Source organism: Streptomyces sp. NPDC001443 (assembly GCF_053597355.1).
Genome location: NZ_JBSFIA010000014.1, coordinates 25,050 through 49,814, shown reverse-complemented (window position 1 = coordinate 49,814; position 24,765 = coordinate 25,050). Strand labels below are relative to the sequence as shown.

Sequence of the window (24,765 nt, the reverse complement as noted above, 5' to 3'; positions counted from 1 at the left end):
ACCTCGGCCACACCCTCGCCCGCGAGTTCGGCGTCGAATGGATCCGGGGCGCCCAGGCCATGCTCGACGTCCCGGCGGTGGACGAGAGCCTCCAGACACCGACGCCGCTGCCAGAAGCCGACCGCATGCGGTGGGGGAACGTCCAGGCAGGTGCGTTCGGATCCGTATCCAGCGCCTTCGGCAGCGTCTCGGACGCCTCGCCGAACCACCGCACCAGCGCGCCCCGCTCCCGTGGTGCGGCCGGCGGCCGGAAGCCCCCGTGCCCCTCGGTGACGGCGACGGCCGCCCAGAGATTCGAGCCGCCCCGGCGGTCCGCCGGGATACCGTGATTCCTCAGTCGCCGGCGCCGAGACCGCCTGCGACGATCAGTTCGCGACCGGTGAACTCGCCGGTGAGCATGGGCATGGCGGCAGCGATCGCTTCCTTGGCCTCGGGCAACCGCAGGGATGCGTCGTGGTGCTCCTTCGACTCCCAGACCTCCGTCACCACGATCGTGTCCGGGTCGTCGGCGGCCAGACACACCACGTAACTTCGACAACCGAGCTCCCGGAGACTCGCGGCTCCAGAGAGCAGGATCGCGACCACGTCATCACGTTTGCCGGGCTGGGTCTTCATCGAGCCGATGTAGCCATAGGCCATGTCATGCCGCCTTCGTCGGAGGTGCTGCTGCTGATTGGCCAGGCCCGCGCCCCCCTGGCAGCCGTCCCCCACGGCGGACAGGGCGCCCGTCCCCGGCCCGAAGCCGCGGCCGAGCCGGTGCGAACGAGCTGGGCCCGGCCGTCGCCGAGGTCGACTGGCAGCGGCGCAACACTATCGCGGCACTGCGCTCACTGTTCCGCGTCGCACGGCTGCGCTCAGGCCCTCGACCACCTCGGCAAGGCTACGGCGCGGACGCCCTGCATGGTCGCGGAAGAGTCTGCGGACCGACAGGTCGACGGCCACGGACCGCCCGGCGAGGGCGGTATCCGCTCACCCCGGCGCATTCGGCCTCTCTGCCGAAGGTGTCGAAGACCCGCCGCAGGTACCCCTGTTCGCCGGTGGTGTCGGCGTAGGGTGTCTCGCCGGTGATCGCAGCGCGCACCACCGGCTCGCCCCACAGCGTGAACGGGCCGACGCAGTCGACCACCGCGTCGCAGTCGGCGAACGCCGCGGCACCCCCATAGGGTCTGCCAGGTCCGCGACCCGGACCTCGGCGTCCGCCGCGCCGACCCGCACCGCGGTGGCGCGCAGGCGCTCCCGATCGCAGCCGCCCCGTACCGGTGTGATCTCGCGGCGGCGCAGCTCGGCGACGGCGAGCCCGCCGGTGAACCCGCTCGCGTCGCGTGCGAGCCGGCGCGGACCCGGTCACCGCCTTCTCGGCGTCCGGACGGCGCACCGTACGTACTCGTCGCCCCCTCGGCGCTTCCGGTTCGCAAACGGCGTACGTTTGAAGTACCGAGGGCTTCACGCATTCCGACGCCACGCCGGGTCGTCCTCGGCGACAGACGAATCCGGGCCGCCCCAGCACTCGGCTCGAGACGGGTCGGCATCATGTGCGCCGCGGTCGAAGCACCTCCGCGCAAGCTCCGTGTCTCTGCGCCGGCAGCACGTACCCGTAGCCGCGCGCGCCCCTGTCGAGGGGAGGGGTGATGGCTCTTTCCCGGCTGGACATCCACCGGCGCAACCGCGGGGAGCGGACGCTCGTCACGCTTGCGGGTGACATCGGACCGGCCACGACACCTCTGTTGCGGGCCGCGTTGGAGCGGTGCCTGCTCGACGGCGTCACCGTCATCGACATCGACCTGAGCACGGTCGGCTCCTGCGACGCCAGAGGCCTGGACGTCTTCGTGTCGGCGTCACGGCGCGCCGGCCGAGTACACGCCTCCCTGCTGCTGCACCACCCATGCGCTCAGATCAGCCGACTCCTCGCTGTCACCGGATCTGCTCCGCTGCTTCTCGCGACCCCCGCGAGTCCCGTGCCGCCAGCCCCGTCCGGCGGCCTCACGGCTACCGGGACACGGGTGCCCGAGGACCCCGCTCGCCCGTCGGACCAGCCGGTCCTCAAGGACGGGATCCGTCTTCGCCGACTGACCCGTTGGCAGGCCGAGGACATGCGCGAGGACATCGCGGACCTGGCCGCGGAATCGGTCGCGGGCACCCCGGGCAAGGCGTACCACCGCCGTGGAGACTTCCTGGGCCGCCTGGCGGCCGGTGCCCATCACCGTGGCTTCGCGCTGCTGGTCGCCGAGACGACGGTGCTGGTCGGCTGCGCCTTCGGTTTTCCGGTGGGCCCTGGCAGTTCCGGGTGCCGCGGGTTCGGCGGAACGCTCCAGGAGAGCATCCAACGGCTCACCTCCTGCGCGCGGTTCGTGGTCCTCACCCAGGTCGTGGCCCATCCGCACGCCCAGCACCACGACATCGCCCACCGCTTGCAACGGCGCCTGCTCTCAGACCTGCACTCCTCGCTCGGAGTCGTCCTTCTCCATCCTGCCGACCGCGCGGGACAAGCCGCCTTCTCGTCCTGGGGCTGGCAGAACATGGGAGTGGTCGTCGGGCTGCCCGGTCCTGTCACCCCCTGTGTGTTGATCCTGCGTACGGAGCCGCTGTCCCCGGCAGGCCGGTGATCGGGGAGATGGCCGGGAAGCCGGTACCCGTCCCGGCCGGTGCGCTCGCTCCGTCCGTCGACCGCCGTACGGGGCCAGCCGCGGCCCGTGGCTGTGCTGCGCGCCGTCCCCCGCAGCCGGAAGCAGCCCGGCACGTACCGAGAGCCCTTCGGACGCACGACGACGGCGGCGCCGTTCCCGGCGAGTGGCAGACTTGGGCAGCCTGAAGCAGCCCGGGGCGGATCGCGCGATGAACACCCTGGCCATGCCCGCCTCAGGTACGCCCCCGGTGACGCCCACACCTGCCTGATGCCCCCTTGCCCCCGCCAGGCCTCGGCCGGCGGGTGGGCGAGGAACTAACCGACCCGGGCGACCGTAAGCTCATCCGGATCTTCGGGGCCGTCGCACGCGCAGGACGCGCCTGATCGTCCGGGACGCGGTCGAGAAGTTCACCCGGGCTCCTGAGCCTGTCGCGTCGGTACCGCTGGTATGGGTGGAGCCGCTGCTGTGCCTCGGACAAGTGGGGCGGTCTCCGGCTGGTGGATCCGCTGCCGCCCGAACCTTGGCTCCGACGCCGGCCCGGCCTCTCGGCGCCCGACCCGCACCGCGCTGCGGCCGGCAGCCACCGCCGTCCACCCGGGTGCGGAACACTCCGCGTGAACGTCGCCCCGAGGTGGCACGTCGGGTACGCCGGGCGTTGAGTGGAGATGTACGCGGGGTGCTCCGCACGGCAGGACATCCCCGGCAGGGCAGGAATCCGATCACCGCCAGGAGGCATCGTGCCTGCAGGACGGGACGACAAAAGCGAACGTCAGTACGAGCAAATCAGGGAGAACGCCAAGGAACACGGCGTCTCCGACCAGCTCGCCGAAGAGGTCGCGGCGCGCGCGTCCCACCGCGGCGAGCACTCCCGCAGCAGATCGCAGGGACCCACGAAGGACCAGCTCTACCAGGAGGCCAGGAAGAGGCACATCGACGGCCGCTCCACCATGAACAAGGACGAGCTGCGCGAGGCCCTCGGCCGCTGACCGCCCTTGCACACGTGGCGGCACCCGTGAAGAACGCCTCCTCGGCCGCTGCACCGCCACAGTGCCCCTCCACGCACAAGACCTCGGCCCGCTCGACCTCTGCTCCCGCAAGCCGGGCGCGTTCACCGACGCCAGCGAGTCGACGGGCCGGCTACCGGCGTCGCACGCCGCGGTCGCCTTCTCCGGCGCACGCACCCACGTCCGGATGGAGCAGGCCGTCGCCACTCGGCACATCACCGGTGAAGCGATGGGCATCCTCGTGGGCAGCCGTCACCTCACCGAGGAGGCGTTCGACACGCTGCGCCGCCACTCCCGGCGAAGCAACACCGAGCTGCGTGAGGTCGCCCGCCTGATCCGCGAACACGGCGCTCTTCCCCAACCCGCTGTCAGGGCAGGGGCGGCCGTCCTCAGCACATGGGCAGCACATGGGCCGAGCCGCACCCCGCACCCTTGTCACGTCTTGCCACGAACCGATGACCCTCCGCCCGACCGGCGCACCGACGGCTACGTCACGGCGGTCCGTCGAGAGCACGACCCGGTATTGCACCCCCTCTGTTCTACGATGCGGTTGAGAAGGGCCTCGGCGAGGGGACCGGAGGGCAGATGGCTGATCAGATCCGGAGACCCGAAACGGAGACGGCTCCGGGCGACGCGCGGCCAAGCGTGTTGCGGCTGACCGCGCTGTCGGCTGCCTCCGATACGGACATGGACCGGTTCGCCCGACTGGTGGCACGCCTGCTCGACGTCCCTGCCGCCTTCGTGTCGCTCGCCGAGCAGGACAGGTTGATCCTGCCCGGCGTGACGGGACTGCCCGATCCCTGGCCGGGCAGGCGCGCGTTGCCGCTGTCACCCTCGACGCGCCAGGAGTTGGCGGTCCCCGAGCAACCGCTGGTCGTGACCGATGCCCGCGCCGACGACCGTACGCGCACCGACCCGGCGATCACGGCCCTCGGTGTGATCGCATACGCCGCGATGCCGCTGACCGACGGCGACGGGCTCGTCCTGGGTTCTCTGTGCGCCATCGACCACAAACCCCGCGCCTGGACCGCCCAGGAGCTGGCCGACCTCGAGGATCTTGCAGCGGCCTGCTCGGCCGAACTGCGCCAGCGCATCCTGTCGGCGCAACGCCGATCCGAACAGAAGGTACTGGAGACCGCGTGGGCCGCCGCCGAGCAGGCCCGGCGCGACGCCGAGCGCCTGGAACAGCAGGCCCAGGCCGGCCTCGACCACGCCGAACTGCTGCTGAGGGCGTCCGAGGATCTGGCCCAGACCTCCGGCCTGGAGGACGTACGACGTCGGCTGCGGAACCTGTTCGGCGGCGTCGGCAAGCCCTCCTATGTCGGCCTGCTGGTCGTCGACGAGGACGAACTACGCCGGGTTCCCGACCCGGACCTCGTTCACGCGGTGGAACACGAGCTCGACGTCCAGCCCTTGAACGCGGCGTTCCCCAGCACCCGGGCCATGAGGGAACGACGGACGGTTGTCGTACCCGACCGCGAGGCACTCGTGGCCGACTACGGCCCCGAAGCGGTCAGATACTTCGACCGCATGGGCTTGACCACAGTGTTGTGCGTGCCCCTCTGGGGCAGCCGCATACTTCTGGGCGTGCTCACGATCTGCTGGGCCGAGCGGCACGAGGTGGGCGTCACCGAGCGCGCCACGCTCACCGCCGCGTCCGGCTACATCGCCCAGGCAGTGGAACGCGCCCTGTACCTGGACGAGCGGATCTCCCTGGCCCGGCAGCTCCAGGCCGCCATGCTCACCGATCTCCCCAGCACCGGTCCTGTGGAGATCAGCGCCCTCTACCAGGCGGCCGCCGACGGCCAGATGATCGGCGGAGACTGGTACGACGCCTATTACCTTCCGCCCGCCTCGTCCGGTGAGCCCGAACCACTCATGGTCACGGTGGGTGACATCACGGGTCACGACATGCATGCCGCCACCGTCATGGGGCAGGTACGCAGCATGCTGAGGCAGGCCACGGTCGACCATGTCCCCTACAGTCCTGCCACCTCGCTGACCGCCCTCGACGCGGCCTGCTCCGCGCTGCCCATCGAGGCCGGCGGCACATTGGTCCACGGCCGCCTCGACCTCACCGACGGCGGCCCGGACTGGACTCTGACCTGGTCCAACGCCGGCCATCCGCCGCCGCTGCTGCGCACTCCCGACGGCCAGGTGATCGTCCTGGAGGAGCACGACATCTTTCTCCACCCAGCCCTCGAACCGTCCCACCGCACCGAGCACCGGCGCGCCCTGCCCTCGGGCTCGACGCTGCTGCTGTACACCGACGGGCTCATCGAGCGCCGCGGTCAAGACATCGACGCCGCCATCGGACAACTCGTTGCACTCCTCGCCCGCCACGGTGACCGTCCACCGGCCGAAGTGCTCCACCGAATCGGCAGGACCATGGCGGACCCCGTTCCCGAGGACGACGTCGTGGTGCTGGCCCTGCGCGTTCCCTGACCGGGCTCCGCAGCCATGGGATGCATCTGCCGTGTCCGTCGGCCGACTCGCTGCCCCCTCCTGCCGTGAGCATGGGCAGTCCGGCGACTGCCTCCGATGCCCGCCCCGCCGCTACGGGCCGGGCGCGGAGAGCAACGAAGCGGTGCGACAGGCCGCGCCTGTGGAGTCGTCGCTCCTTCTCCGGTATCGGTGCGGCGGACCCGAGTAGTGCGCGTGCAGTAGGACGGACTGTCAGCACCTGCACGACGACGCGACAGCGCTGGTCCTGGAGTCTTGTGGAAGATTCCCGAGACCAGATGTGGAGATCCTCTGTCATGGCGACCTTTCTCTACCGGTTGGGCCGGACGGCCTTCCGGAAGCGCCGCTGGGTCCTGTTGCTGTGGGTGGCTGTCCTGGCCGTCGTCGGCTTCAAGGGCCTCACCGCCGCTGCCGGCCCCGACGACTCGTCGTCGATGCCGGGAATCGAATCCCAGAAGGCTTTCGACCTGATCGACCAGCGCTTCCCCGGAACCGCGGCCGACGGGGCGAGCGAGCGCATCGTCTTCGTCGCGCCGGACGGACAGAAGGTCACGGCCGCCGGCAACCGCAAGGCCATCGAGAGGACGGTCGCCGAGGCCGCCGACGGCAGCCAGGTCGCCAGCGCGGTGAATCCGTTCCGGGCGAACTCGGTCAGCAAGGACGGCAGCACCGCCTACGCGGCCGTCACCTACAAGGTGACGGCCAAGGACATCTCCGACGGCAGCAAGAACGAGCTCCACAAGGCCCTGGACGAGGCGAAGCAGGCCGGACTCACCGTCGAGACCGGCGGCAACGCCATGGCCGCCCAGACCGAGGCCGGCGGTGTGGGCGAGGCGGCCGGTGTGCTGGTGGCCGCGCTCGTCCTGCTGGTGACCTTCGGATCCATGGCCGCGGCCGGGCTGCCCCTGCTGACCGCCGTCATCGGCGTGGCCACCAGCATGTTCGCCATCCTGGCCCTGAGCAGCGCCTTCGGCCTGTCGTCCTCGACGGGAACCCTGGCCACCATGCTGGGCCTCGCGGTCGGGATCGACTACGCGATGTTCATCGTCTCCCGGTACCGGGAGGAGCGGGGCAAGGGACATGCTCCGCAGGAAGCAGCCGGCCGGGCCACCGGTACGGCCGGCTCCGCCGTCGTCTTCGCCGGGCTCACCGTCGTCGTCGCACTCGCGGGACTCTCGGTCGTCGGCGTCCCGATGCTGACCAAGATGGGGCTCGCGGCCGCCGGAGCGGTCCTGCTGTCCGTGGTCATCGCGCTGACACTGGTTCCCGCGCTGCTCGGGTTCTGGCCGAACGCGGTCCTGCCCCGGCGTCTGCGCCGCCGCAACCGCAAGGGCAGCCACACCGGCGAGAACCACCTTGAGACCGCCTCCGCCGCGGCAGGCGCCACGAAGGAGTCGAGGTGGGCCCGCTTCGTGCTGTGCCGCCCGCTGCCGGTCCTCCTGCTGTCCGTCATCGGTCTCGGAGTGCTCGCCCTGCCGGCGGCCGATCTTCAGCTGGGCATGTCCGGCGACGAGGCCAAGCCCACCTCCACCACCGAACGACGTGCCTACGACGCCCTCGCGACCGGTTTCGGTCCCGGTTTCAACGGCCCGCTGACCATCGTGGTCGATGCTCAGGGCGCCCACGACGCGGCCGAAGCGGTGGACACCATCGCGAAGAAGATCGCTTCGACGGACGGGGTCGTCTCCGTGTCCGAGCCGCACTTCAACGAAGCCGGGGACACCGCGATCATCTCCGCCACGCCGTCCACCTCGCCCACCAGCGAGGAGACGAAGAATCTCGTCCACACCATCCGCAGCGAGCGCGCGGGGCTGGAATCGGCGACGGACGCGACGTTCCAGGTCACCGGGACGACGGCGGCCAACATCGATGTCGCGCAGAAGATGCAGAGCGCGCTGATCCCCTACCTGGCCGTCGTGGTCGGGCTGGCCTTCCTGCTCCTGCTCGTCGTCTTCCGCTCCGTCCTGGTGCCCGTCAAGGCAACCGTCGGGTTCCTCCTGTCCGTCCTGGCCTCACTGGGCGCGGTCGTCGCGGTGTTCCAGTGGGGCTGGGCCGCAGACCTCCTCGGCGTCGAACAGACCGGCCCGATCATGAGCATGATGCCGATCTTCCTCGTCGGCATCGTCTTCGGCCTGGCCATGGACTACCAGGTCTTCCTCGTGTCCCGCATGCGGGAGGCCTACGTCCACGGCCAGACCCCGGGCCGCGCCATGGTCACCGGGTTCGGCCACAGCGCGCGCGTCGTCGTCGCAGCAGCATTGATCATGATGAGCGTGTTCTCCGGCTTCATCACCGCCGGGGAATCGATGATCAAGATGATCGGCTTCGGGCTCGCCATCGCCGTCCTCTTCGACGCCTTCGTCGTCCGCATGGCCTTCGTACCCGCCGTCCTGGCGCTCCTCGGCCACCGGGCCTGGTGGCTGCCCCGATGGCTCGACCGCATGCTCCCGCGTGTCGACATCGAGGGCGAGGCACTCGCCCAAGGCGACACGCCCGCGGCACAGTCCTACGAGAAGCCACGGGAAACCGCCGGAATCTGAGCACACCCAGGTGAGGGCCGCGCGACGACGTCGAGCGGCCCTCATGGAGCTTCACCGGCCTTCACCCGTGGATGCTCCACCATGGATCCGACCGCCACCGCAACCGGAGACCGCGATGCCCAGCGCCGCCCGCCGCTTTGCTCTCAACCACCCGCACGTCGTGGACGCGGCGCTGCTGACCTTCGTGCTCGCCTGCGTGGTCTCCGCGAGCTTCTTCGGCACGTGGGACGCGCGGGAACCCGTCGCCCTGTGGCCGGGGCTGGTCTTGGGCGTCATCGCCACCACCGCCTTGCTGTGGCGGCGGACCCACCCTCGCCCGGTCGTCGTCGTCACGGGCGTCTGCGCCATCGCCGCGGTGGGCGTCGGCTACCTCACCACCATGCTGCTGCTCGCCCCCGTCATGGTGGCGCTGTTCTGGCTCGCGCTCCTCGACGAGCGCCGGACCGCCCACCTCTTCGGCCTCGGCCTGGTCGTGGTCATGGTCCCCATCGCGGTCCTGCAGGCCCCCCGCTACGGCGGCAGCTTCATCATCGTGACCCTGAACCCGGCCCTGGCGCTGCTCCTCCCCGTCGCCTGGGGCTCCGCCCTACGGCTGCGCCGTGCGTTCACCGACTCGCTGCGGGCCCGTGCCGAGCACGCGGAACGCACCCGCGAGGAGGAAGCGCTGCGCCGGGTGGCGGAGGAACGTGTACGTATCGCCCGCGAACTCCACGATGTCGTGGCCCACCACCTCACCCTCGCCAACGCCCAGGCGATCACCGCCGCGCACCTCATCCGCAACGACCCCGAACAGGCGGAGCAACTGCTCACCGGCCTGAGCGGCACGACCGCCACCGCCCTGCGCGAACTGAAGGCGACGGTAGGGCTGCTGCGCCGCCCCGAAGACTCCGACTCGCCACTCCAGCCGGCCCCGAAACTCGAGCAGCTGCCCGCCATGGTGGCGGCCCTCGCGACCACCGGACTCGATGTCACCGTCACGACCGAGGGAGAGCCCAGGCAGCTCTCCCCCGCCGTGGACCTGACCTCCTTCCGGATCATCCAAGAGGCACTCACCAACGTTTCCAAGCACGCGGGCGCCCCTGAAGCACAGGTGACGCTGACCTACACGGACGACATACTGAAGATCGAAATCAGCAACAAGCTGGGACACCCGGTCACGACAGCCTCCACGGCCGCGAATTCCGGGTTCGGACTCATCGGCATGCGTGAACGCGCCCTCTCCACCGGAGGCCGGTTCACCGCGGGCCCCCGCCCCGACGGTGGCTACACCGTCATCGCCGAACTGCCCCTCCACTTCTGATCCGGGAACCCCATGACCATCCGCGTGCTTCTCGCCGACGATCAGGCCCTTCTCAGGGACACCTTCCGCATCCTGATCAACTCCGCCGACGATCTGGAAGTCGTCGGTGAGGCGTCCGACGGCGCGGAAGCCGTCGCTCTTGCCGGAACGCTCCGGCCGGACGTCGTGATCATGGACATCCGCATGCCCGGCACCGACGGCCTGGCCGCCACGACCGCCATTTGTGCCGACCCCGGGCTCTCGGACGTCCGCATCCTCATCCTCACCACATTCGAGACCGACGAGTACGTCGCCCGCGCGCTGCGCGCCGGAGCGAGCGGGTTCCTCGGCAAGGACGTCACCGCCGACGCCCTGCTCGACGCGATCCGTACCGTCGCGGACGGCGACGCACTCCTGTCCCCGGCCGCCACCAAGATGCTCGTGACCCGCTTTCTGGTCACACCCGAGCCGGCCATCGACACGGCGCTGCCGGAGCAGCTCAGCTCCCTCACCGCACGCGAACGAGAAGTGATGATCCTGGCGGCCCACGGCATGTCCAACACGGACATCGCCGACGCCCTCTGCCTCAGCCCACTGACCATCCGTACCCACATCCAACGCGCCATGACCAAACTCCACGCCCGTGACCGAGCCCAACTCGTCGTCACTGCCTACCAGTCGGGGCTCGTGCAGTCCGGGCCTCCCGCCACCCCATGACCCCGTCCCGGGTGCGAACCACTGCTTCGTCGGAGCCGACCTGACGTGCCTGGTCGACCAGGCACGCGTTCCTCTCGGAACACCTGGAAGGCAACGCGCAGAAGGCCACGCCGGTGGGATCCAGGGGCACTCCCCCGGGCACCGGCTCGCGGGGGCGAAGCATCCGCCCGGCCCTGCTGATGATCCGCAGTCCCCGCGGACGCTGCGGATCCCCCGGCAGTTCCGTGTCACGCCCTCCTCTCCAGGGCAACCACGGTCCGGGGCCTCAGACTCATCCCAGTGCGCTCACCCCGTGCAGGGCGATCGTCCCGCCGAGCGCGGTGACGAACACGGCGGAGCACAGGGGCAGAGCCTTGAGGAGAAGTCCGGGCGGGGCATGCCGGAATCGGGTGAGCGTGGTTCCGGCGGTGACCAGCAGCAGCCCCAGTGCGACAAGGACTCCGGCCAGCCCAGCACTGAACGCGACGATCATGGTGAGGCCCAGGGCGGTGCGATTGAGCCCGATGGCCAGCAACAGCACGCTGAGTGCCTCCGGGCAGGGCATGATCCCGCCGGCCACACCGAGTGCTGCGATGCCTTTGAAGGAGGACGGCCACATGGGTTCCGGGTGCGGATGCTGGTGGTCCGAGGCATGCGGATGCGGATGTGGGTGCTGTTGGTTGTGCTGGTGCCCGTGATCGTGTGGGTGCCCGTGATCGTGTGGGTGGTCGTGGCCGTGGGAACCGCGGTATCGCCAGCGACGCAACAGCAGTCGGACTCCGAGGGCGACCACGACCGTCCCGGACATCGCTTCGAGGCAGGGGACGAGCGTCCCGGGCATGACGTACCGGCCCGCCACCAGGACGAACGTGCCGAGCACGATGACGGAGAAGGTGTGGGTGACGGTGATGACGGCCCCGAGTGCGACCGCCTGCCGGGGGTGCTGCGGGAGCCGACCAGGTAGGAGGCGAGCAGCGCTTTGCCGTGCCCCGGCGTGAGCGCATGGAACGCGCCGAGCAGCGCACACGTCGCGATCAGGACGAGCAGTGCCAGGGGCGACGACAGGGGTTTGCGCAGCGCGGCGAGGAGTCTTCCGCCGCCTGGGCCGGTTGCCGACGTTGTCGGTCGTGGCGAGGTCCGGGCCTGGGATTGGGGAGCCTGTGCCGTGGCCGGTGTCCCTGCGCCGTCGCCGGCCGTGAACCCGATGGTGCGGCCGCCGTCCGTCCGCTGCGGGGCGCCGGTGCGCACCGCGTCCTTGGGCGCGACCATGATGCTCGCCTGCACGGTCGTCCGCCCGCCGGGGTCGTAGGCGTCGGTGAAGGTGATGTGCTGTTGCCGCCCGCCGTGGGGCAGTTCGGCCCTCAGACGGACGGTCACAGTGCCGACGGCTGCGGCGAGCAGGTCGTAGGCGGGGTAGGAGTGGTCCGTGACCGTCAGCGGACGGGTGCGCTGTCGACGCGCAGCCGCAGGGTGGAAACGACGCGGTGGATGTGGGCAGCCGTCTCGCGGTCGCTGATCCGATGGTCGTGGTCGCTGTCGACGGTGCGGGCGAATGTCGGGGCCAGCAGAACCCCTGGCGTGAGATCGAGTTCGACGTCCAGGCGGGAGTGGGTGGACGTCAGGTAGATCTGCTGGATGATCTCGTCGCTGGGGTGTGCCTGCGCGGGCGCGGCAGCCAGGCCGGTCCCGGCGACGGCCAGCATCGCTGCCGCCGTCCACCGGGCCGGGCTGTGTCGGAGGAAGGGCACGGACTCAGTCCTGTGCGCCGTAGTCGTTGCCGTTCTCACGGTAGATGGAATGAATGTGCGTGACTCCGCCCGCTTGGCGCCGGAGCCCTGCTGGTGGGCGAACTCGATGGTGAACTTAGGACTCTGGACCCGGTAGTAGATGGGCTGACCGGACACGGTGGAGCCGGACCACGCGAACCAGGTCTGATCGAGGTTCGCCTGCGCGGCCGTGAGCTTCGGAGCGGCCTGTTCGGCGTTGAGCGGGGTGATCCACTTCCACGAGTACGCCAACAGCTCCAGCAACTTCCCTGCCGCCCTCGCTTCAGGGGGCGATCGCGTCCTGGACCGTCGGCCGGATGTCCAGGACTTCGTCCGCACCGATGAGCTCCGGCACCCGCTGAAACCGGTGCACGGGCCTGGCCACACGCAGGCGGGGGCAATTGATGGCGCTATTTGAAAACGGCCATCCCCCACTCGGGGGTGACCCCACACCTGCTCAGTGGGATCTCCCCACCCATCTGACGCCCGACCTGCGGGATCAGCCGACTTCCTACACCTCGCTACGGTGCACCAGGCCGTTCAAAATGAGGGCGAGGCCTGCTTCGAATGCCGACTCGTGATCGATCACCGGCATGTCAATCGGTAGATCCGTGCCGTCGTCGAGGCCGGTGTCCGCCTGCTCTTCCAGGACGCTGCCGACCGTGAAGCGGCTGGCTGCCAGCATGGCCATCTGCGCTTCCCGCTCGGGCACGCCGGAGGTGACGAGGAAGTCCATCTTGCGGCGGATCCGGTCGAGGTCGCCGGTGGGGGTGCTGCCGGCATGGAGCCGTGCGCCGTCCCGGTGCATCAGCAGGGTGCGCCTGAAGCTGCGCGTGTTGTCCGTGAACCAGTCGCGCCAGTCGTCGCCGGGGGCCGGCAGGGGTGCGGTGGCGTGGGGTTCCATCGCCGCCTCCGCCATGGCGGCGAGGAGGTCCTTCTTGGTGCGGAAGTACCAGTAGAGCGACGGCTGCTCCACGTTCAGCCGCTTCGCCAGCTGTCTTGTGCTGACGGCATCCAGCCCGACTTCGTCGAGCAGGCCGAGCGCCTCAGTGATGACGGCTTCGCGGTTCATCTTGGTCACGTTGACAATCTATCGCTGATAGATGACTCTGGAAAGGAATCTTTCACTGATAGATTTTTGGAGAGGCGGGCATGATGGAGGGATCGGGCAAGCAGCCCCTGCGGGTCCTCATCGCCGGTGGTGGGATCGCGGGGCAGGCCCTGGCCTTCTGGCTCAGCCGGGGCGGCCACCGGGTGACCGTTGTCGAGCGCTTTCCGGCCCTGCGGGCCGCCGGGGCCCAGGTCGATCTGCGAGGGCAGGGCATTGAGGCCGTCAAGAGAATGGGGCTTCTCGACGCCGTCCGCGGCAGGCTCGTGGACGAGGCGGGCGTCGCCTTCATCGACGCCCGAGGCAAGGCCAAGGCGACGATCATGGCCAACACCTCGGGGAAGGGCCGACAGACCCTCACGTCCGAGTACGAGATCATGCGCGGCGACCTGGTGCGCATCCTGCACGATGCGACGAGAGATGACACCGCGTACGTCTTCGGCAAGAGCATGGACGGCTTCGAACAGGACGCCCACAAGGTCGTCGCACACTTCTCCGACGGGTCGTCCGGCGAATTCGACCTCCTGGTCGGCGCGGACGGCCAGGGATCGCGCATCCGGCGAGCGCTTCTTCCGGAAGGTCTCGACCCGTACTGGCGGGTGGGCATCCACATGGCCTACTGGTTCGTTCCGCGCATCGCATCCGACAGCACTATCCGCGACACCTACATGATCCCGGGCGGCCGTCAGATCATGCGCCGCAGCCACAACCCGACCGAGACCCAGGCGTACTTCGTCCTACGGGAAGAATCAGAGGAAGCCTCGGCGGTCCACCGGGCGCCCGTCGAGCGCCAGCAGGAGTTCTGGGCGAGCAGATTCCGCGACGCCGGATGGCAGACCGAACGCTTCATCGAGGGCATGAGGACCAGCCCGTTCTTCTACTCCCAGGAGATCGTCCAGGTCCGCACCGACACCTGGTCCGAGGGCCGCGTGGTCCTGGCCGGCGACGCCGCCCACTGCGCCTCCCCCTACAGCGGCATGGGCATCTCCGGCGGCCTCGTCGGCGCCCACGTCCTGGCCGGCGAGATCAACCGCCACCCCGACGACCTGCCGACCGCGCTGGCGAACTACGACCGCATGCTACGGCCCTTCATCGAAGAGATCCAAGGTGAGGTCAACCCGCGCCTGCTGCACCTGGGCATGCCGATGACCCAGCGCGCGATCGATGCCTTCCAGGCCACCACCGCGCTGGCCTGCTTCCTGCACATCCCCGACCTCGTCGCGCGCCTTTCGAAAGAAGACCGCGGAGGCAACTGGCAGCTCCCCGAGAACCCGGCACCGACCAGCATCGTCTGAACGCGACCACGCAGTTCGCACCGAGGGCCGCCACGACCACGCCGACCGGCCGTGCGAACTGCGACAGGACGAACACCCTTGCCTACAAAGCGAGGACGGCGACAGTGGCCGCCGTTGCGAGCAGGCGTCGGGTCAGATGCATACGCGATCAACCCCACTGCCCACCCACCCGGTCACGCTCCCCCGCGCAAGATCACCCGCCAGGGGGTGGCCGGGCTGCTTATCGGCCCGGCCCGCGCGCGGTCCCGCCGACGCGCGAGCAGGACACCGGACCGCCCGATCCCCCGCAGCGCACCCCGGCCTCCGCCCCTGCCCGGCTTCTTCCTTTTTTCGGCTGTGACGGTTGCGGGATGCTCTGTGGGGGATGCCAGACCCTCGACCACACCCGGAAACACGTGATGGCCTGCACAGATCCGGGAAGATCGTCCGGGCTCACGCAAGAGACAGTGCAAGAGACGGCTCAGGATTGCCGCAAGGGTCGGGGCGGCTACCGGGTCAGGCGGCAGGTGCGCCAGCCGAGGCCGTCGCGGGTCAGGGCGCCACGCCGCTCCAGGCTTTGCAGGTGGCAGACCACCCTCGACGCACTGCTCAGCCCCAGCACCGCACCCAGCTCCCCGCACCGACAACGCCTCCCGCGGTCGACGATGGCCCGGCGGATGCGAAGAAGCCCAGCAACTGAGCCTTGGCCCCTGATCAGGACCGGCTTGGAGACGCACGACCTCCAAGACCAAACGCTCGCAGCTACGTTCCGCGAGAAGACGCGCCACAGGATCAAGATCGCAAGTAGTCATCTCCACTTCCTAGCAGCCCAGTTGAGGCCCTCACGACTCCTTTTCACCTAGCCAGATTCAAACAGTTGGTCGATGTCCTTCGGCAGTCAGGGCGATCGCCGGCCACTTCATCGGGCGTGGGGGCGGAGTCCTTGCAGCAGCACCGTGAGGTAGGCGTCGATGAGTTGCCGGGAGGGAGGCTGGGCGCGGGCGATCGCGAGAGCGGTTCGGCCGATCAGGCCGGTCGTGACAGCGGGATCGATGTCGGTGCGGACCGCGCCGTCACGCTGGGCTCCTTCGACCATCTCTTCCATCACGCGGGCGAGGTCGCCGCGCAGGGCGGTGGTCGCGGGCATGTTCAGGCCCCCCAACTGGTCGCTGACGGAGTGGTGTGCGGCCTGGAAGGCGATCAGCTCGGGGAGGAAGAGGTCCAGGGCTTGTCCGGGCGTCGTCTCGGCGAGCAGGTCGCGGGCCCGCTGGACGACCGGGGCGAGCAGGCCGGAAACCGCCGCGTCGAGGAGGGCATCCTTGCCGCCGAACGTGCGTACGACGGTGGCCGCCCCCAGCCCCGCCCTCCTGGCGATGGTCTCCACGGTGAGAGGTGTGCCGGGTTCGGCCAGCAGTGCGGTGGCCGCGTCGAGTGCGAGCCGGCGGTTGCGCAGGGCGTCGGCCCGGCGCGGGGTTCCGGAGGACATTGACAAGTGAAACGCGCCTTCCACATAATTTACTGGAACGCCTATTTCACTTAGTCTAGCGGGAAAGCGGCCGCCCATGAGCGAGCACATCCTGATCTGCGGAGCAGGCATCGCCGGTCTGACCCTGGCCCACTGGCTGGCCAGGCACGGCTTCCAGGCCACGGTGGTCGAGCGGGCTCCGGCCTTACGCACCGGCGGCAACGGGGTGGACGTACGCGGCCAGGCCGTCGAAGTCGCCGAGCGGACGGGGATCATGGCACGGGTCCGCGAGCTGGCCACCGATGTCCGGGGGATGAAGTTCGTCGACTCCTCGGACCGGACCGTCGCCCGCGTCGGCACACACGACCCGGCCTGCGTGGAGATCATGCGAGGCGACCTGGTCCGGCTGCTGGATGAAGCGACCGTCACCGAATACCTGTTCAACGACTCCGTCCAGTGCCTGGAGCAGGACGACGACGGCGTGCTCGTCACCTTCGAACGGGCACCCGCCCGCCGCTTCCACCTGATCGTCGGCGCCGACGGAATGCACTCCACCGTCCGACAGCTCGCCTTCGGGCCGGAGGAACGGTTCGTCCACTTCAAAGATCACTACTTCGCCTTCGCGGACGCCGACGCCTCCCTGGGTGAGGACCGCTGGGTGACGATGTTCAACACTCCGGGCCGCATGACCGGGATCTACCGCTCCGGGAACCACACCCAGGCCAAGGCCTATTTCATGTACCGCTCCGCCCCGCTGAAGTACGACCGTCGAGACGTCACCGAGCACAAGCGCCTGATCAGCGAACGGTTCGCCGGTGACAGGTCATGGCGGACCCGGGAACTTCTCGACTCGGCTCTCGCCGACCCGGAGTTCTACTTCGACGCCCTGGGCCAGGTCAGGATGACATCCTGGTCCAACGGCCGCGTCGCGCTGGTCGGGGACGCCGCCTGGTGCGCCTCCCCCGCCTCGGGCGCCGGCGCGGAACTGGCCCTCGTCGGCGCCTACCGCCTGGCCGGCGAGCTGGCCGCCGCGGACGGCGACCACCGCATCGCCCTCGCCCGCTACCACGCCGTCCACCGCCCGCTGGTCGACCGCAAGCAGCAGATCGGGCCCAACGTCCGCATGATGATCCCCAGGACCGCCGGCGGCCGACTCGTCCGCGACACCTTCGCCCGCCTCCCGCTCATGAACACGCTCGCGGAACTGGACCGCCGCTCGCAGGCGAGGAACACCACCTCGCTGCCGGACTACTCCCGGCCCCTGCAGCCGTAGCCCGCCACCGGCACACATCCTCGGCCCGATGCCGTTTCCTGAACTCGTGCAGCCCAAGGAGGGCCCATGCGAGCACTGCTCAGCACACCGGACACCCCCGCGGGGGTACGACTCGGCCAGGCACCGGACCCGGTGGCACAAAACGGCGACGTACTGGTGGAAGTGGAGCGGTTCACACTGCTTGCCCGCGGCCTCGATCACGCGGCCACACTGCCGCCGGGAAGCATCCCCGGATACGACGCGGTCGGCGTGGTCCGGCGGGCCGCCTCGGATGGCACGGGCCCCGCGTCCGGCACCCGAGTGGCCACACTGGCCACCGGTGACGCCTGGGCACAGATACGGGCCGTCTCCACCCACGAGGTGGCGACCGTACCGGAAGAGGTCGACTCCGGTCAGGCCACCACCCTGCTGGTTCCTGGGGTGAGCGCACTGCGGGCGGTGCGACGCCTCGGTTCCCTGACCGGCCGCCGTCTGCTGGTCACCGGAGCGGCCGGCGCGGTCGGACACTTCGCCGTCCAGCTGGGTCGGCACGCCGGTGCCCACGTGACCGCCGCTGTGCGCGATCCCCGCAGCCTGGACAGACTGCTGGCGCTCGGAGCCGACGAAGTCGTCACCGAACTGGGCATGGTGTCCGCTCCCGTGCACGGTGTGATCGACCCGGTCGGCGGACCCGGACTGTCCCAAGCCGTCGACCTCCTGGCCGAAGACGGCGTCGTCCAGCAGATGGGCGCCAGTTCGGGGCAGCCGACCACGCTCCACCCCTACCAGTTGGCCGGACGACGCCGCGCCATCGAGGGATTTCGGGCGGGCGACCGCTTCGGCCCGGACATGGCCTACCTCCTCGGCCTTCTTGCGAACGGCAAGCTGGTTCCACTCGACGCGGAACACGCCGAGTGGGACGACATCGACGCACTCGCCCGCCGACTCCGCGCCGTCGACGCGCCCCGCCGGATCGCGGCAGCGATCTCATGAACCCGCAACCACGAAGGACGGTCCCGTCCTGCCCGAGGCACCCGCAAGGCCGACCGACAGCCGCATGGCGGCCACGATTGACCCTCTGAGACTGAGCTTGACTCTGTCGGGGATCTTGGAGTTCTCCGGTGCGGCAGCATGGTCGACGGGCATGCTCGGGTGGTTCCGCCGACCGATGCAGCCGTCGAGGTGCCCGTTGTCCCTGCGCCCCCGTTCCATTGAGCACGTTCCGCCTCTGACCGCGCGGGTCGCGCGGGTGAGCAACCCAGCTGGCACGACGGCGATATGGGTGCGGGACCGGCTGGACGGACTGTGGGGCGACGAGGACTTCGCGGACTGGTACCCCAGGGACGGACGTCCGGGGCTCTCGCCCGCTCAGCTGGCCACCGTCTGTGTGCTGCAGTTCCTGCTCGGCCTGTCGGACAGGCAGGCTGCCGAGGCGGTCCGCTGCCGCATCGACTTCAAATACGCGATGGCCATGGAGCTGGACGATCCCGGATTCCACCACAGCACGCTGGCCGACTTCCGCGATCGTCTCGCTGAAGACGGCCGTGCCGACCGCCTCCTCGACCTGGCACTGGCCCGCCTCAAGGAGGCCGGCCTGGTGCGCGAGCGCACCACGCAGCGCACCGACTCCACCCACGTCCTGGCCGCGGTGCGTGACCTGACCCGCCTGGAGCTGATCACCGAGGCGGTTCGCGCCGCACTCGAAGAGGTCGCAGGCATCTCCCCTCATCTGCTCGACGAGCTGGCCGACGAGGCCGGGGGCTGCGCTACGGTCGGCCGGTCCGCCTGGGGAAGAACCCCACCAAGCCCATGACCAGGATCCTTGCCACCGGAAACGACGCCGTCCGGCTCCTGGAACACCTCTACCGGTACGGAGCGGACCGCATGTCCGGTCCTCGTGTTCAGGCTCTGCGGCAGATCATGATGCAGAACTATCACCGTGATGCTGCTGGGCACCTTCACCGGCGCACCGCCGAGAAGGAAGGCGGGGCGGGTCTGCCGCCGTCGTCGAGGGCGATCGTCTCCCCCTACGACACCTCGGCCCGCTATGCACGGCACGGGCACATCATCAGCTGGAAGGGGTTCGCCGCTCATCTGACCGAGACCTGTGCTGCCGACAGCCCCAACGTGATCACGGATGTCGCCACCACCGCGGCCACCACCCACGACAGTCAGGTCCTGTCCGGCATCCACACCCGCCTGGCTCGTCGCGGGCTGCTACCCGCCGAGCACCTGGTCGACGCCGGCTACACCTCCCTGCCCCACCTGGAACAAGCTGCCCGTGAACACCAGGTCACCGTCTCCGGACCGCTGAAAAGCAACCCCACGCACCAGCACCGCCGAGGCGAGGGCTTCGCCCGGGACGACTTCCATATCGACTTCGACCGCCGGCAGGTCATCTGTCCCCAGGGGCAGGTCAGCGCGGGCTGGCACGGCCCCTACCCGACCTCCTCGCCCACCGCGGCCCCGCTGATCGTGGCACGGTTCACCAAGAGCCAGTGCCGTCCCTGCCCGACACGCACGCAGTGCACCAGCACCGCCGACAGCGCCCGCACCGTGGGCTTTCCCCCGCGCGAGCTCCGTGACCTGCAACTCCGCGTCCGCGCCGAACAGCAGACACCCGGGTGTGTCAATTTAACGGCTGATCCTGGTTGTTGAGGTCAGTTGCTGCTCGGGGTCAGGCGGCCCTCGAAGGCGATCTGGAATGCGTTGAGGGGTGCTTTCCAGCGCATGGTCCATCGCCTGCGGCCCTTGCCGGTCGGATCCAGGCTCATCAGGGCCATGTAGATGCACTTGAGGGCGGCGGCCTCGTTGGGGAAGTGGCCGCGGGCGCGAACAGCCCTGCGGATGCGTGCGTTGACGCTCTCGATCGCGTTGGTGCTGCAGATGACCTTGCGGATCTCGACGTCGAAGGAGAGGAAGGGCACGAACTCGGCCCAGGCGTCCGACCACAGCTTCACGATTGCCGGATACTTCCGGCCCCAGGACTCCTGGAACTCCAGGAACCGCTCGGTCGCCGCGTCCTCGCCGGGTGCGGTGTAGACGGGCTTGAGGGCTTTGGCGATCTTGTCCCAGTCCTGCCGGGCGGCGTAACGGAACGAGTTCCGCAGCAGATGCACCACACATGTCTGGACGATCGTGCGGGGCCAGACGGTCTCCACGGCATCCGGAAGCCCCTTGAGCCCGTCGCAGACCAGCATCAGCACGTCGTCCAGGCCGCGGTTCTTCAGCTCGGTGAACACGTGCAGCCAGTACTTCGCGCCCTCACCGCCGTCGCCGGCCCAGATGCCGAGGATGTCGCGGGTGCCGTCCACGGTCACCGCCATCACCACGTAGACGGGACGGTTCGCGACCTGCCCGTCCCTGATCTTGACGTTGATCGCATCGACGAACAAAACGGGGTAAATGCGGTCCAGGGGACGGCTCTGCCATTCCGCCATGCCCTCCATCACCTTGTCGGTGATGGAGGAGATGGTCTGCTTGGACACCTCGGCCCCGTAGACCTCGGCCAGGTGGGCAGCGATCTCGCCGTGCGTGAGGCCCTTCGCGGACAGCGACAGAACCATCTCGTCGACCCCGGTCAGCCGGCGCTGCCGCTTCTTGATGATCTGCGGCTCGAACGTGCCCGAGGTGTCACGCGGGATCTTGACCTCGACCGGCCCGACGTCGGTCAGCACGGTCTTGGCCCGGCCCCCGTTGCGGGAGTTGCCACTGCCCCGCCCGGCCGCGTCATGCTTCTCGTAGCCGAGGTGATCGGTGATCTCACCTTCCAGCGCAGACTCCAGGACCCGCTTGGTCAGCTGCTGCAGCAGCCCGCCCTGCCCGGTCAGCTGCAGCCCCTCCGACCGGGCCCGTTCGACCAGCATCGCGACCAGTTGCTCGTCGGACACGGACGCAGGCAGCCCGGGCTGGGCACTCTCGACAGGGTCCATGGTCTCCAACTTCACGGCGGCATGAGTCACTTGACGTCTCTCCCATGATCGTCGGATCCGCCGTTAGATTTACACTCCCGCCGTTTCCGCCCAGGCGCTGCCGTAGCGACCGGCAGCGCCTGCACGTTGTGGTGATCAGAAGTGGGTGGCACCTGCGGTGCCCGCGTGAGCGTGGCGAAGGCTGATGCTGGCGGGGTTGGGGACTGCCACGGACGTGCCGGTGTCGGTGAGCAGGCCCGAGTGCGGCTCGACGCCGAAGAGGTTGAGGGTGCTGCTCGCCTCGTTCGCGACGAACAGCCAGCGGCCGCCCGGGTGCAGGGTCATGGTCCAGGGGGTGATGCCTGCGCAGGGGACCCGCTGGATCTCGGTGAGCAGGCCGGTGCCGTGGGCGGCCGAGAAGACGACGAGAGCGTTGTCGCCGCGGTTGGAGACGTAGACGTACCGACCGTCGCGGCTGAGGGCGAGTTCTGCGGCGCTCGTGGAGCCGGTGTGAGCCGGTGCGTTCGTGGTCAATAGTTGACGCTCCGTCAAGGTGCCCTGATGCAACTCCCAGTCGAGGACGCGGAGGTCGGCGGTCAGTTCGCTGAGGAGGTAGACCGTCCGGCCGTCAGGGTGGAAGACCAGGCGCCTGGGGCCCGACCCCGGTGTCGTGGCGAAGGAGGCGGGGCCGTCCGGGCCGGCCGACAGTTGGTGTGTCGCCGCGTCGTAGTCGTAGACGAACACCCGGTCCGCGCCGAAGTCCGCGACCAGGGCGAATCTGCGGCTCGGGTCGATGACCACGTGGTGCGGGTGGGGTCCTGTCTGTCGCGGATTGGGGCCGGAGCCGGTGTCCTGCACGCTGGAGGTCACTTCGCCGAGTTCACCGTCCGCGGTGAGCGAGACGGTCACCGCTGTGCCCGCCGCGAAGTCGGCGACCAGCAGGGCGTCGCCGTCCGTGGTGGGCGCGAGGTACGACAGTCCGCCGCTGCCGGTCGGGACGGGCTCCGTCTCTGTCTCCCCGGTCTGCCGCAGTGCTCCGGTGCTGTCGTCGATGGCGAAGGAGCGGATGAATCCGCCCTGCTCGGCGCCGCCGACGTAGAGGACCGGCCGGTGCGGATGCACGGTGACCCAGCTGGAGCTGATCGTCGCGACCGCTCCGAGCGGTGTCATGGTGCCGTCGGCGGCGTCGAACCGCACCGCGTGCACCTGGTTCTGGTTCCAGGTGCCGATGTACAGCAGGTCGCCGTCCGGGCAGGTGGCTGCGGCGGCCGTGCCTGCGGACAGCAGTGGCGCGGCCGTCGCGGTGGACAGGGCGAGAACGGCGCCGAGGACGGTTCTTCGGGAGGGCCCGTGCTCTGCGCGCGGTGGTGGGGCCGGTGATGCGTTCATCGGCGTTGCTTCCTTCTGTTCAGGAGGTCCCGGGTGTCAGCTCTTGGGCTGCGGGCGGCGGCGGGCCGCCAGGCCGAGGCTCTTGAGCGCGTAGGAGTCGAGGGCGGTCAGAACTCCGTTGAGGGCGAGGGTGATGGCGACCAGGACGATCAGGCCGGCGAACTCGGCGGCCGCGTCGAGGTTCTGGGCGGCGGTGAACAGTTCGTGCCCGACCCCTTCGGAGGAAGCGATGAACTCGCCGCCGATGACGCCGAGGATGGCCAGTGGCCCGCCCGTCTTGAGCGCGGCGAAGAACGGTGCGGCCAGGGTGGGGAGGGTGACGTAGCCGAGGACGTGGTGCTTGCGGCCGCCCATCACCTGGACGACCTCGACGAGTTCGCGCTCCCGGAGCCTGAGGCCGAGGTAGATGTTGTAGAAGACGACGAAGGCGACGCCGGTCATGGCGATGGTGATCTTCGACCACTGGCCGATGCCGAAGAACAGCAGGAACAGCGGGGCGAGCGCGATCTTGGGTATGCCGTTGACGGCGGCGACGAGCGGTTCGAGCACCTTGCCCAGGACGGGGAAGGAGCCGAGCACCAGGCCCATCACGGTGCCCGCGAGGACGCCGAGGCCGAACCCGGCCAGCACCTCGACGGTGGTGACCTTGATGTCGGTCCAGCCGCTCGTGGAGCCGAGCATGTCGGTGAGCGCGCGGTAGACGTCGGTGGGCTTGCTGACCGCGTATTCGGGTACGACGGGCCCGCTCATCACCTGCCACAGGACCAGGGCGATGAGGATCACCAGGACGCGCAGCGCGATGATGGAGCCGGTGCTCTCCAGACGGATGCGTGCCGTCCTGCGGGCAGTAGCCGCGGTGTCGGGATCGGGCCGGGTCACGGCCTTGTCGGTGACGGTTGCCATGGTCTGCTCCCTTCCACGGGGGTGACGCCGTGTCACGGCAGGTAGGTGTTGGTCCAGTTGTCGGCGGAGATGGACGCGTCGGGCACCGCGCCGATCCCGTCCTTGACGAAGGCGAGGGTCTTCTTCCACCCCTCGTCGTCCTGCTTGGCGCTGGCGGGCCACTTCACCTGGCTCACGGCGGCGCTCAGCACGTCGTCGGGCGTACCGGGCAGGGTCGTACGCGCGGCGGCGAGGACCTTCGCGTCACCGGAGTCGTGCGAGCTGAGGTATTCCGTTGCCTGCTGCACCGCGGTGGCGAATCCCTTCGTCACCTTCTCATTGGACTTCGCGTAGTTCTGCTTCGCCACCACGACCTGCCCGTATCCGGCCTGTTCGTAGGCCCATTCGGGGACCTTGGTCGGGTCGGCCACCACGACGCCGTCGCCCTGGTGCTGGACCTGGAGCGGGATCGGCTCGGAGGTGATGAACCAGTCGACCTCGCCCTTGGTGAGGGCGGCCTTGTCGGCGGCCGGGCTCGGCAGGGTCACCCACTTCACCTTGCCCGGGTCGACGTCGTGGGCCTTGAGGAAGATGCCGGCCTCGGCCTTGGTGTTGGCGGAGCTGACCCCCGCCGTCGAGCCTGCCAGGGCCTTGGCGACCTGGTCTGCCGGGGTGTCGGCGGTCAGGTTGTGCTCCTTGGCGAACTCGTCGCTGACGACCACGCCGAGCGGGTTGCCGCCACCGTTGGTGGCTACCGAGATCTCGGGGAGCTTCTTGGAGAGGGCGGCGAGGAATCCGGTCGGGCTGGAGTTGAGGAACTGCACCGAGCCGGACTCCAAGGCCGAGGTGCCCGTGGCCGCGGTCAGCGTCACGTACTTGATCTTTATCTTCTGCTCGGTGAAGTAGCCGTTCGCGTCGGCCAGTCGGATGGAGAGGTCGAAGACGTTGCCGCTGATGCCCACCGAGACGGTGGTGGTGCCGTCCGAACTCGTGGTGGCGGAGCCATCGTTGCCGCACGCGGTGAGCAGTGCGGCGCCGAGGATCGCGGCGGTGACCGGGGCGAGGCTGCGGGTGGTGTTACGGCGTCTCATGGGAACTCCTTTGTTCACCTG

22 protein-coding genes are annotated in these 24,765 nt (G+C 69.4%); 13 read left to right on the top strand and 9 right to left on the bottom strand.

Annotation, left to right across the window (positions count from 1 at the left end; all coding sequences use genetic code 11):
• Positions 1–333 precede the first annotated feature (333 nt).
• Positions 334–639 carry a putative quinol monooxygenase gene (locus ACWC24_RS17010; RefSeq protein WP_450663619.1) on the bottom strand — a complete coding sequence of 102 codons (306 nt, stop codon included), beginning with the start codon at positions 637–639 and terminating at the stop codon, positions 334–336.
• A 989-nt stretch (positions 640–1,628) separates the two neighbouring features.
• Between ACWC24_RS17010 and ACWC24_RS17005 the strand changes: the two genes are divergently transcribed.
• From ACWC24_RS17005 to ACWC24_RS16975, 7 genes are all read left to right on the top strand, one after another.
• Entirely contained in the window at positions 1,629–2,603 is a 975-nt protein-coding gene (locus ACWC24_RS17005; protein ID WP_450663618.1) for an STAS domain-containing protein, read from the top strand.
• A 758-nt stretch (positions 2,604–3,361) separates the two neighbouring features.
• Positions 3,362–3,610 carry a plasmid stabilization protein gene (locus ACWC24_RS17000; RefSeq protein WP_450663617.1) on the top strand — a complete coding sequence of 83 codons (249 nt, stop codon included), beginning with the start codon at positions 3,362–3,364 and terminating at the stop codon, positions 3,608–3,610.
• Positions 3,611–3,815: 205 nt separating this feature from the next.
• Positions 3,816–4,286 carry an ANTAR domain-containing protein gene (locus tag ACWC24_RS16995; protein WP_450663705.1) on the top strand — a complete coding sequence of 157 codons (471 nt, stop codon included), beginning with the start codon at positions 3,816–3,818 and terminating at the stop codon, positions 4,284–4,286.
• A gap of 29 nt (positions 4,287–4,315) precedes the next feature.
• On the top strand, positions 4,316–6,073 hold the full coding sequence (locus ACWC24_RS16990; protein ID WP_450663616.1) for a SpoIIE family protein phosphatase: 1,758 nt from the start codon (positions 4,316–4,318) through the stop codon (positions 6,071–6,073).
• 314 nt (positions 6,074–6,387) lie between these two features.
• Positions 6,388–8,631, top strand: coding sequence for an MMPL family transporter (locus ACWC24_RS16985; RefSeq protein ID WP_450663615.1), 2,244 nt, complete (start codon positions 6,388–6,390; stop codon positions 8,629–8,631).
• 115 nt (positions 8,632–8,746) lie between these two features.
• Positions 8,747–9,931: a sensor histidine kinase gene (locus tag ACWC24_RS16980; protein ID WP_450663614.1), complete on the top strand. Its 1,185-nt coding sequence runs from the start codon at positions 8,747–8,749 to the stop codon at positions 9,929–9,931.
• 12 nt (positions 9,932–9,943) lie between these two features.
• On the top strand, positions 9,944–10,627 hold the full coding sequence (locus tag ACWC24_RS16975; RefSeq protein WP_450663613.1) for a response regulator transcription factor: 684 nt from the start codon (positions 9,944–9,946) through the stop codon (positions 10,625–10,627).
• Between the two features lie 271 nt (positions 10,628–10,898).
• On the opposite strand, the gene ACWC24_RS16970 is transcribed toward ACWC24_RS16975, so the two are convergent.
• On the bottom strand, positions 10,899–11,225 hold the full coding sequence (locus ACWC24_RS16970; RefSeq protein WP_450663612.1) for a hypothetical protein: 327 nt from the start codon (positions 11,223–11,225) through the stop codon (positions 10,899–10,901).
• A gap of 15 nt (positions 11,226–11,240) precedes the next feature.
• On the opposite strand from ACWC24_RS16970, the gene ACWC24_RS16965 reads away from it, so the two are divergent.
• Positions 11,241–11,570 (top strand): hypothetical protein, encoded by a 330-nt coding sequence (locus tag ACWC24_RS16965; RefSeq protein WP_450663611.1) that lies wholly within the window; start codon positions 11,241–11,243, stop codon positions 11,568–11,570.
• Between the two features lie 469 nt (positions 11,571–12,039).
• Here ACWC24_RS16965 and ACWC24_RS16960 read toward each other — a convergent pair whose 3' ends face one another.
• Together ACWC24_RS16960 and ACWC24_RS16955 are read right to left on the bottom strand one after the other, a co-directional pair.
• The gene (locus tag ACWC24_RS16960; protein ID WP_450663610.1) at positions 12,040–12,636 is read right to left on the bottom strand and encodes a DUF3500 domain-containing protein; all 597 of its coding nucleotides are present in this window, start codon (positions 12,634–12,636) and stop codon (positions 12,040–12,042) included.
• A 247-nt stretch (positions 12,637–12,883) separates the two neighbouring features.
• Positions 12,884–13,444, bottom strand: coding sequence for a TetR/AcrR family transcriptional regulator C-terminal domain-containing protein (locus ACWC24_RS16955; protein ID WP_450663704.1), 561 nt, complete (start codon positions 13,442–13,444; stop codon positions 12,884–12,886).
• An 80-nt stretch (positions 13,445–13,524) separates the two neighbouring features.
• On the opposite strand from ACWC24_RS16955, the gene ACWC24_RS16950 reads away from it, so the two are divergent.
• A complete protein-coding gene (locus tag ACWC24_RS16950) occupies positions 13,525–14,775 on the top strand; it encodes an FAD-dependent monooxygenase (protein ID WP_450663609.1) in 1,251 nt (416 codons plus the stop codon).
• An 898-nt stretch (positions 14,776–15,673) separates the two neighbouring features.
• Here the strand turns inward: ACWC24_RS16950 and ACWC24_RS16945 are convergent.
• The gene (locus ACWC24_RS16945) at positions 15,674–16,240 is read right to left on the bottom strand and encodes a TetR/AcrR family transcriptional regulator (RefSeq protein WP_450663608.1); all 567 of its coding nucleotides are present in this window, start codon (positions 16,238–16,240) and stop codon (positions 15,674–15,676) included.
• Positions 16,241–16,316: 76 nt separating this feature from the next.
• On the opposite strand from ACWC24_RS16945, the gene ACWC24_RS16940 reads away from it, so the two are divergent.
• The 4 genes from ACWC24_RS16940 (at position 16,317) to ACWC24_RS16925 (ending at position 20,129) form a co-directional block, all read left to right on the top strand.
• Complete coding sequence (locus ACWC24_RS16940; RefSeq protein WP_450663607.1) at positions 16,317–17,492, top strand: FAD-dependent monooxygenase; 1,176 nt, start codon at positions 16,317–16,319, stop codon at positions 17,490–17,492.
• A gap of 66 nt (positions 17,493–17,558) precedes the next feature.
• Complete coding sequence (locus ACWC24_RS16935; RefSeq protein WP_450663606.1) at positions 17,559–18,464, top strand: zinc-binding dehydrogenase; 906 nt, start codon at positions 17,559–17,561, stop codon at positions 18,462–18,464.
• A gap of 256 nt (positions 18,465–18,720) precedes the next feature.
• Positions 18,721–19,284: a transposase gene (locus tag ACWC24_RS16930; RefSeq protein ID WP_450663605.1), complete on the top strand. Its 564-nt coding sequence runs from the start codon at positions 18,721–18,723 to the stop codon at positions 19,282–19,284.
• Positions 19,281–20,129: a transposase gene (locus ACWC24_RS16925; protein ID WP_450663604.1), complete on the top strand. Its 849-nt coding sequence runs from the start codon at positions 19,281–19,283 to the stop codon at positions 20,127–20,129. Before ACWC24_RS16930 ends, ACWC24_RS16925 begins: the two co-directional genes overlap by 4 nt.
• 2 nt (positions 20,130–20,131) lie before the next feature.
• Here the strand turns inward: ACWC24_RS16925 and ACWC24_RS16920 are convergent, their stop codons facing one another.
• From ACWC24_RS16920 to ACWC24_RS16905, 4 genes are all read right to left on the bottom strand, one after another.
• On the bottom strand, positions 20,132–21,403 hold the full coding sequence (locus tag ACWC24_RS16920; RefSeq protein WP_450663603.1) for an IS256 family transposase: 1,272 nt from the start codon (positions 21,401–21,403) through the stop codon (positions 20,132–20,134).
• Between the two features lie 135 nt (positions 21,404–21,538).
• Entirely contained in the window at positions 21,539–22,771 is a 1,233-nt protein-coding gene (locus ACWC24_RS16915; RefSeq protein WP_450663602.1) for a lactonase family protein, read from the bottom strand.
• A 36-nt stretch (positions 22,772–22,807) separates the two neighbouring features.
• Complete coding sequence (locus ACWC24_RS16910) at positions 22,808–23,674, bottom strand: ABC transporter permease (protein ID WP_450663601.1); 867 nt, start codon at positions 23,672–23,674, stop codon at positions 22,808–22,810.
• 32 nt (positions 23,675–23,706) lie between these two features.
• Entirely contained in the window at positions 23,707–24,744 is a 1,038-nt protein-coding gene (locus ACWC24_RS16905; protein WP_450663600.1) for an ABC transporter substrate-binding protein, read from the bottom strand.
• Positions 24,745–24,765 lie beyond the last annotated feature (21 nt).

Excerpts from the sequence above, each read along its gene's own strand:
- ACWC24_RS16905 (WP_450663600.1), bottom strand. The coding sequence starts at position 24,744 with ATGAGACGCCGTAACACCACCCGCAGCCTCGCCCCGGTCACCGCCGCG.
- ACWC24_RS16985 (WP_450663615.1), top strand. The coding sequence starts at position 6,388 with ATGGCGACCTTTCTCTACCGGTTGGGCCGGACGGCCTTCCGGAAGCGC.
- ACWC24_RS16940 (WP_450663607.1), top strand. The coding sequence starts at position 16,317 with ATGAGCGAGCACATCCTGATCTGCGGAGCAGGCATCGCCGGTCTGACC.
- ACWC24_RS16925 (WP_450663604.1), top strand. The coding sequence starts at position 19,281 with ATGACCAGGATCCTTGCCACCGGAAACGACGCCGTCCGGCTCCTGGAA.
- ACWC24_RS16965 (WP_450663611.1), top strand. The coding sequence starts at position 11,241 with ATGCTGGTGGTCCGAGGCATGCGGATGCGGATGTGGGTGCTGTTGGTT.
- ACWC24_RS16980 (WP_450663614.1), top strand. The coding sequence starts at position 8,747 with ATGCCCAGCGCCGCCCGCCGCTTTGCTCTCAACCACCCGCACGTCGTG.
- ACWC24_RS16995 (WP_450663705.1), top strand. The coding sequence starts at position 3,816 with ATGGAGCAGGCCGTCGCCACTCGGCACATCACCGGTGAAGCGATGGGC.
- ACWC24_RS16975 (WP_450663613.1), top strand. The coding sequence starts at position 9,944 with ATGACCATCCGCGTGCTTCTCGCCGACGATCAGGCCCTTCTCAGGGAC.
- ACWC24_RS16935 (WP_450663606.1), top strand. The coding sequence starts at position 17,559 with ATGCGAGCACTGCTCAGCACACCGGACACCCCCGCGGGGGTACGACTC.
- ACWC24_RS17005 (WP_450663618.1), top strand. The coding sequence starts at position 1,629 with ATGGCTCTTTCCCGGCTGGACATCCACCGGCGCAACCGCGGGGAGCGG.
- ACWC24_RS16915 (WP_450663602.1), bottom strand. The coding sequence starts at position 22,771 with ATGAACGCATCACCGGCCCCACCACCGCGCGCAGAGCACGGGCCCTCC.
- ACWC24_RS16970 (WP_450663612.1), bottom strand. The coding sequence starts at position 11,225 with ATGTGGCCGTCCTCCTTCAAAGGCATCGCAGCACTCGGTGTGGCCGGC.
- ACWC24_RS16945 (WP_450663608.1), bottom strand. The coding sequence starts at position 16,240 with ATGTCCTCCGGAACCCCGCGCCGGGCCGACGCCCTGCGCAACCGCCGG.
- ACWC24_RS16955 (WP_450663704.1), bottom strand. The coding sequence starts at position 13,444 with ATGAACCGCGAAGCCGTCATCACTGAGGCGCTCGGCCTGCTCGACGAA.
- ACWC24_RS16950 (WP_450663609.1), top strand. The coding sequence starts at position 13,525 with ATGATGGAGGGATCGGGCAAGCAGCCCCTGCGGGTCCTCATCGCCGGT.
- ACWC24_RS17010 (WP_450663619.1), bottom strand. The coding sequence starts at position 639 with ATGGCCTATGGCTACATCGGCTCGATGAAGACCCAGCCCGGCAAACGT.
- ACWC24_RS16920 (WP_450663603.1), bottom strand. The coding sequence starts at position 21,403 with ATGGACCCTGTCGAGAGTGCCCAGCCCGGGCTGCCTGCGTCCGTGTCC.
- ACWC24_RS16990 (WP_450663616.1), top strand. The coding sequence starts at position 4,316 with ATGGACCGGTTCGCCCGACTGGTGGCACGCCTGCTCGACGTCCCTGCC.
- ACWC24_RS16910 (WP_450663601.1), bottom strand. The coding sequence starts at position 23,674 with ATGGCAACCGTCACCGACAAGGCCGTGACCCGGCCCGATCCCGACACC.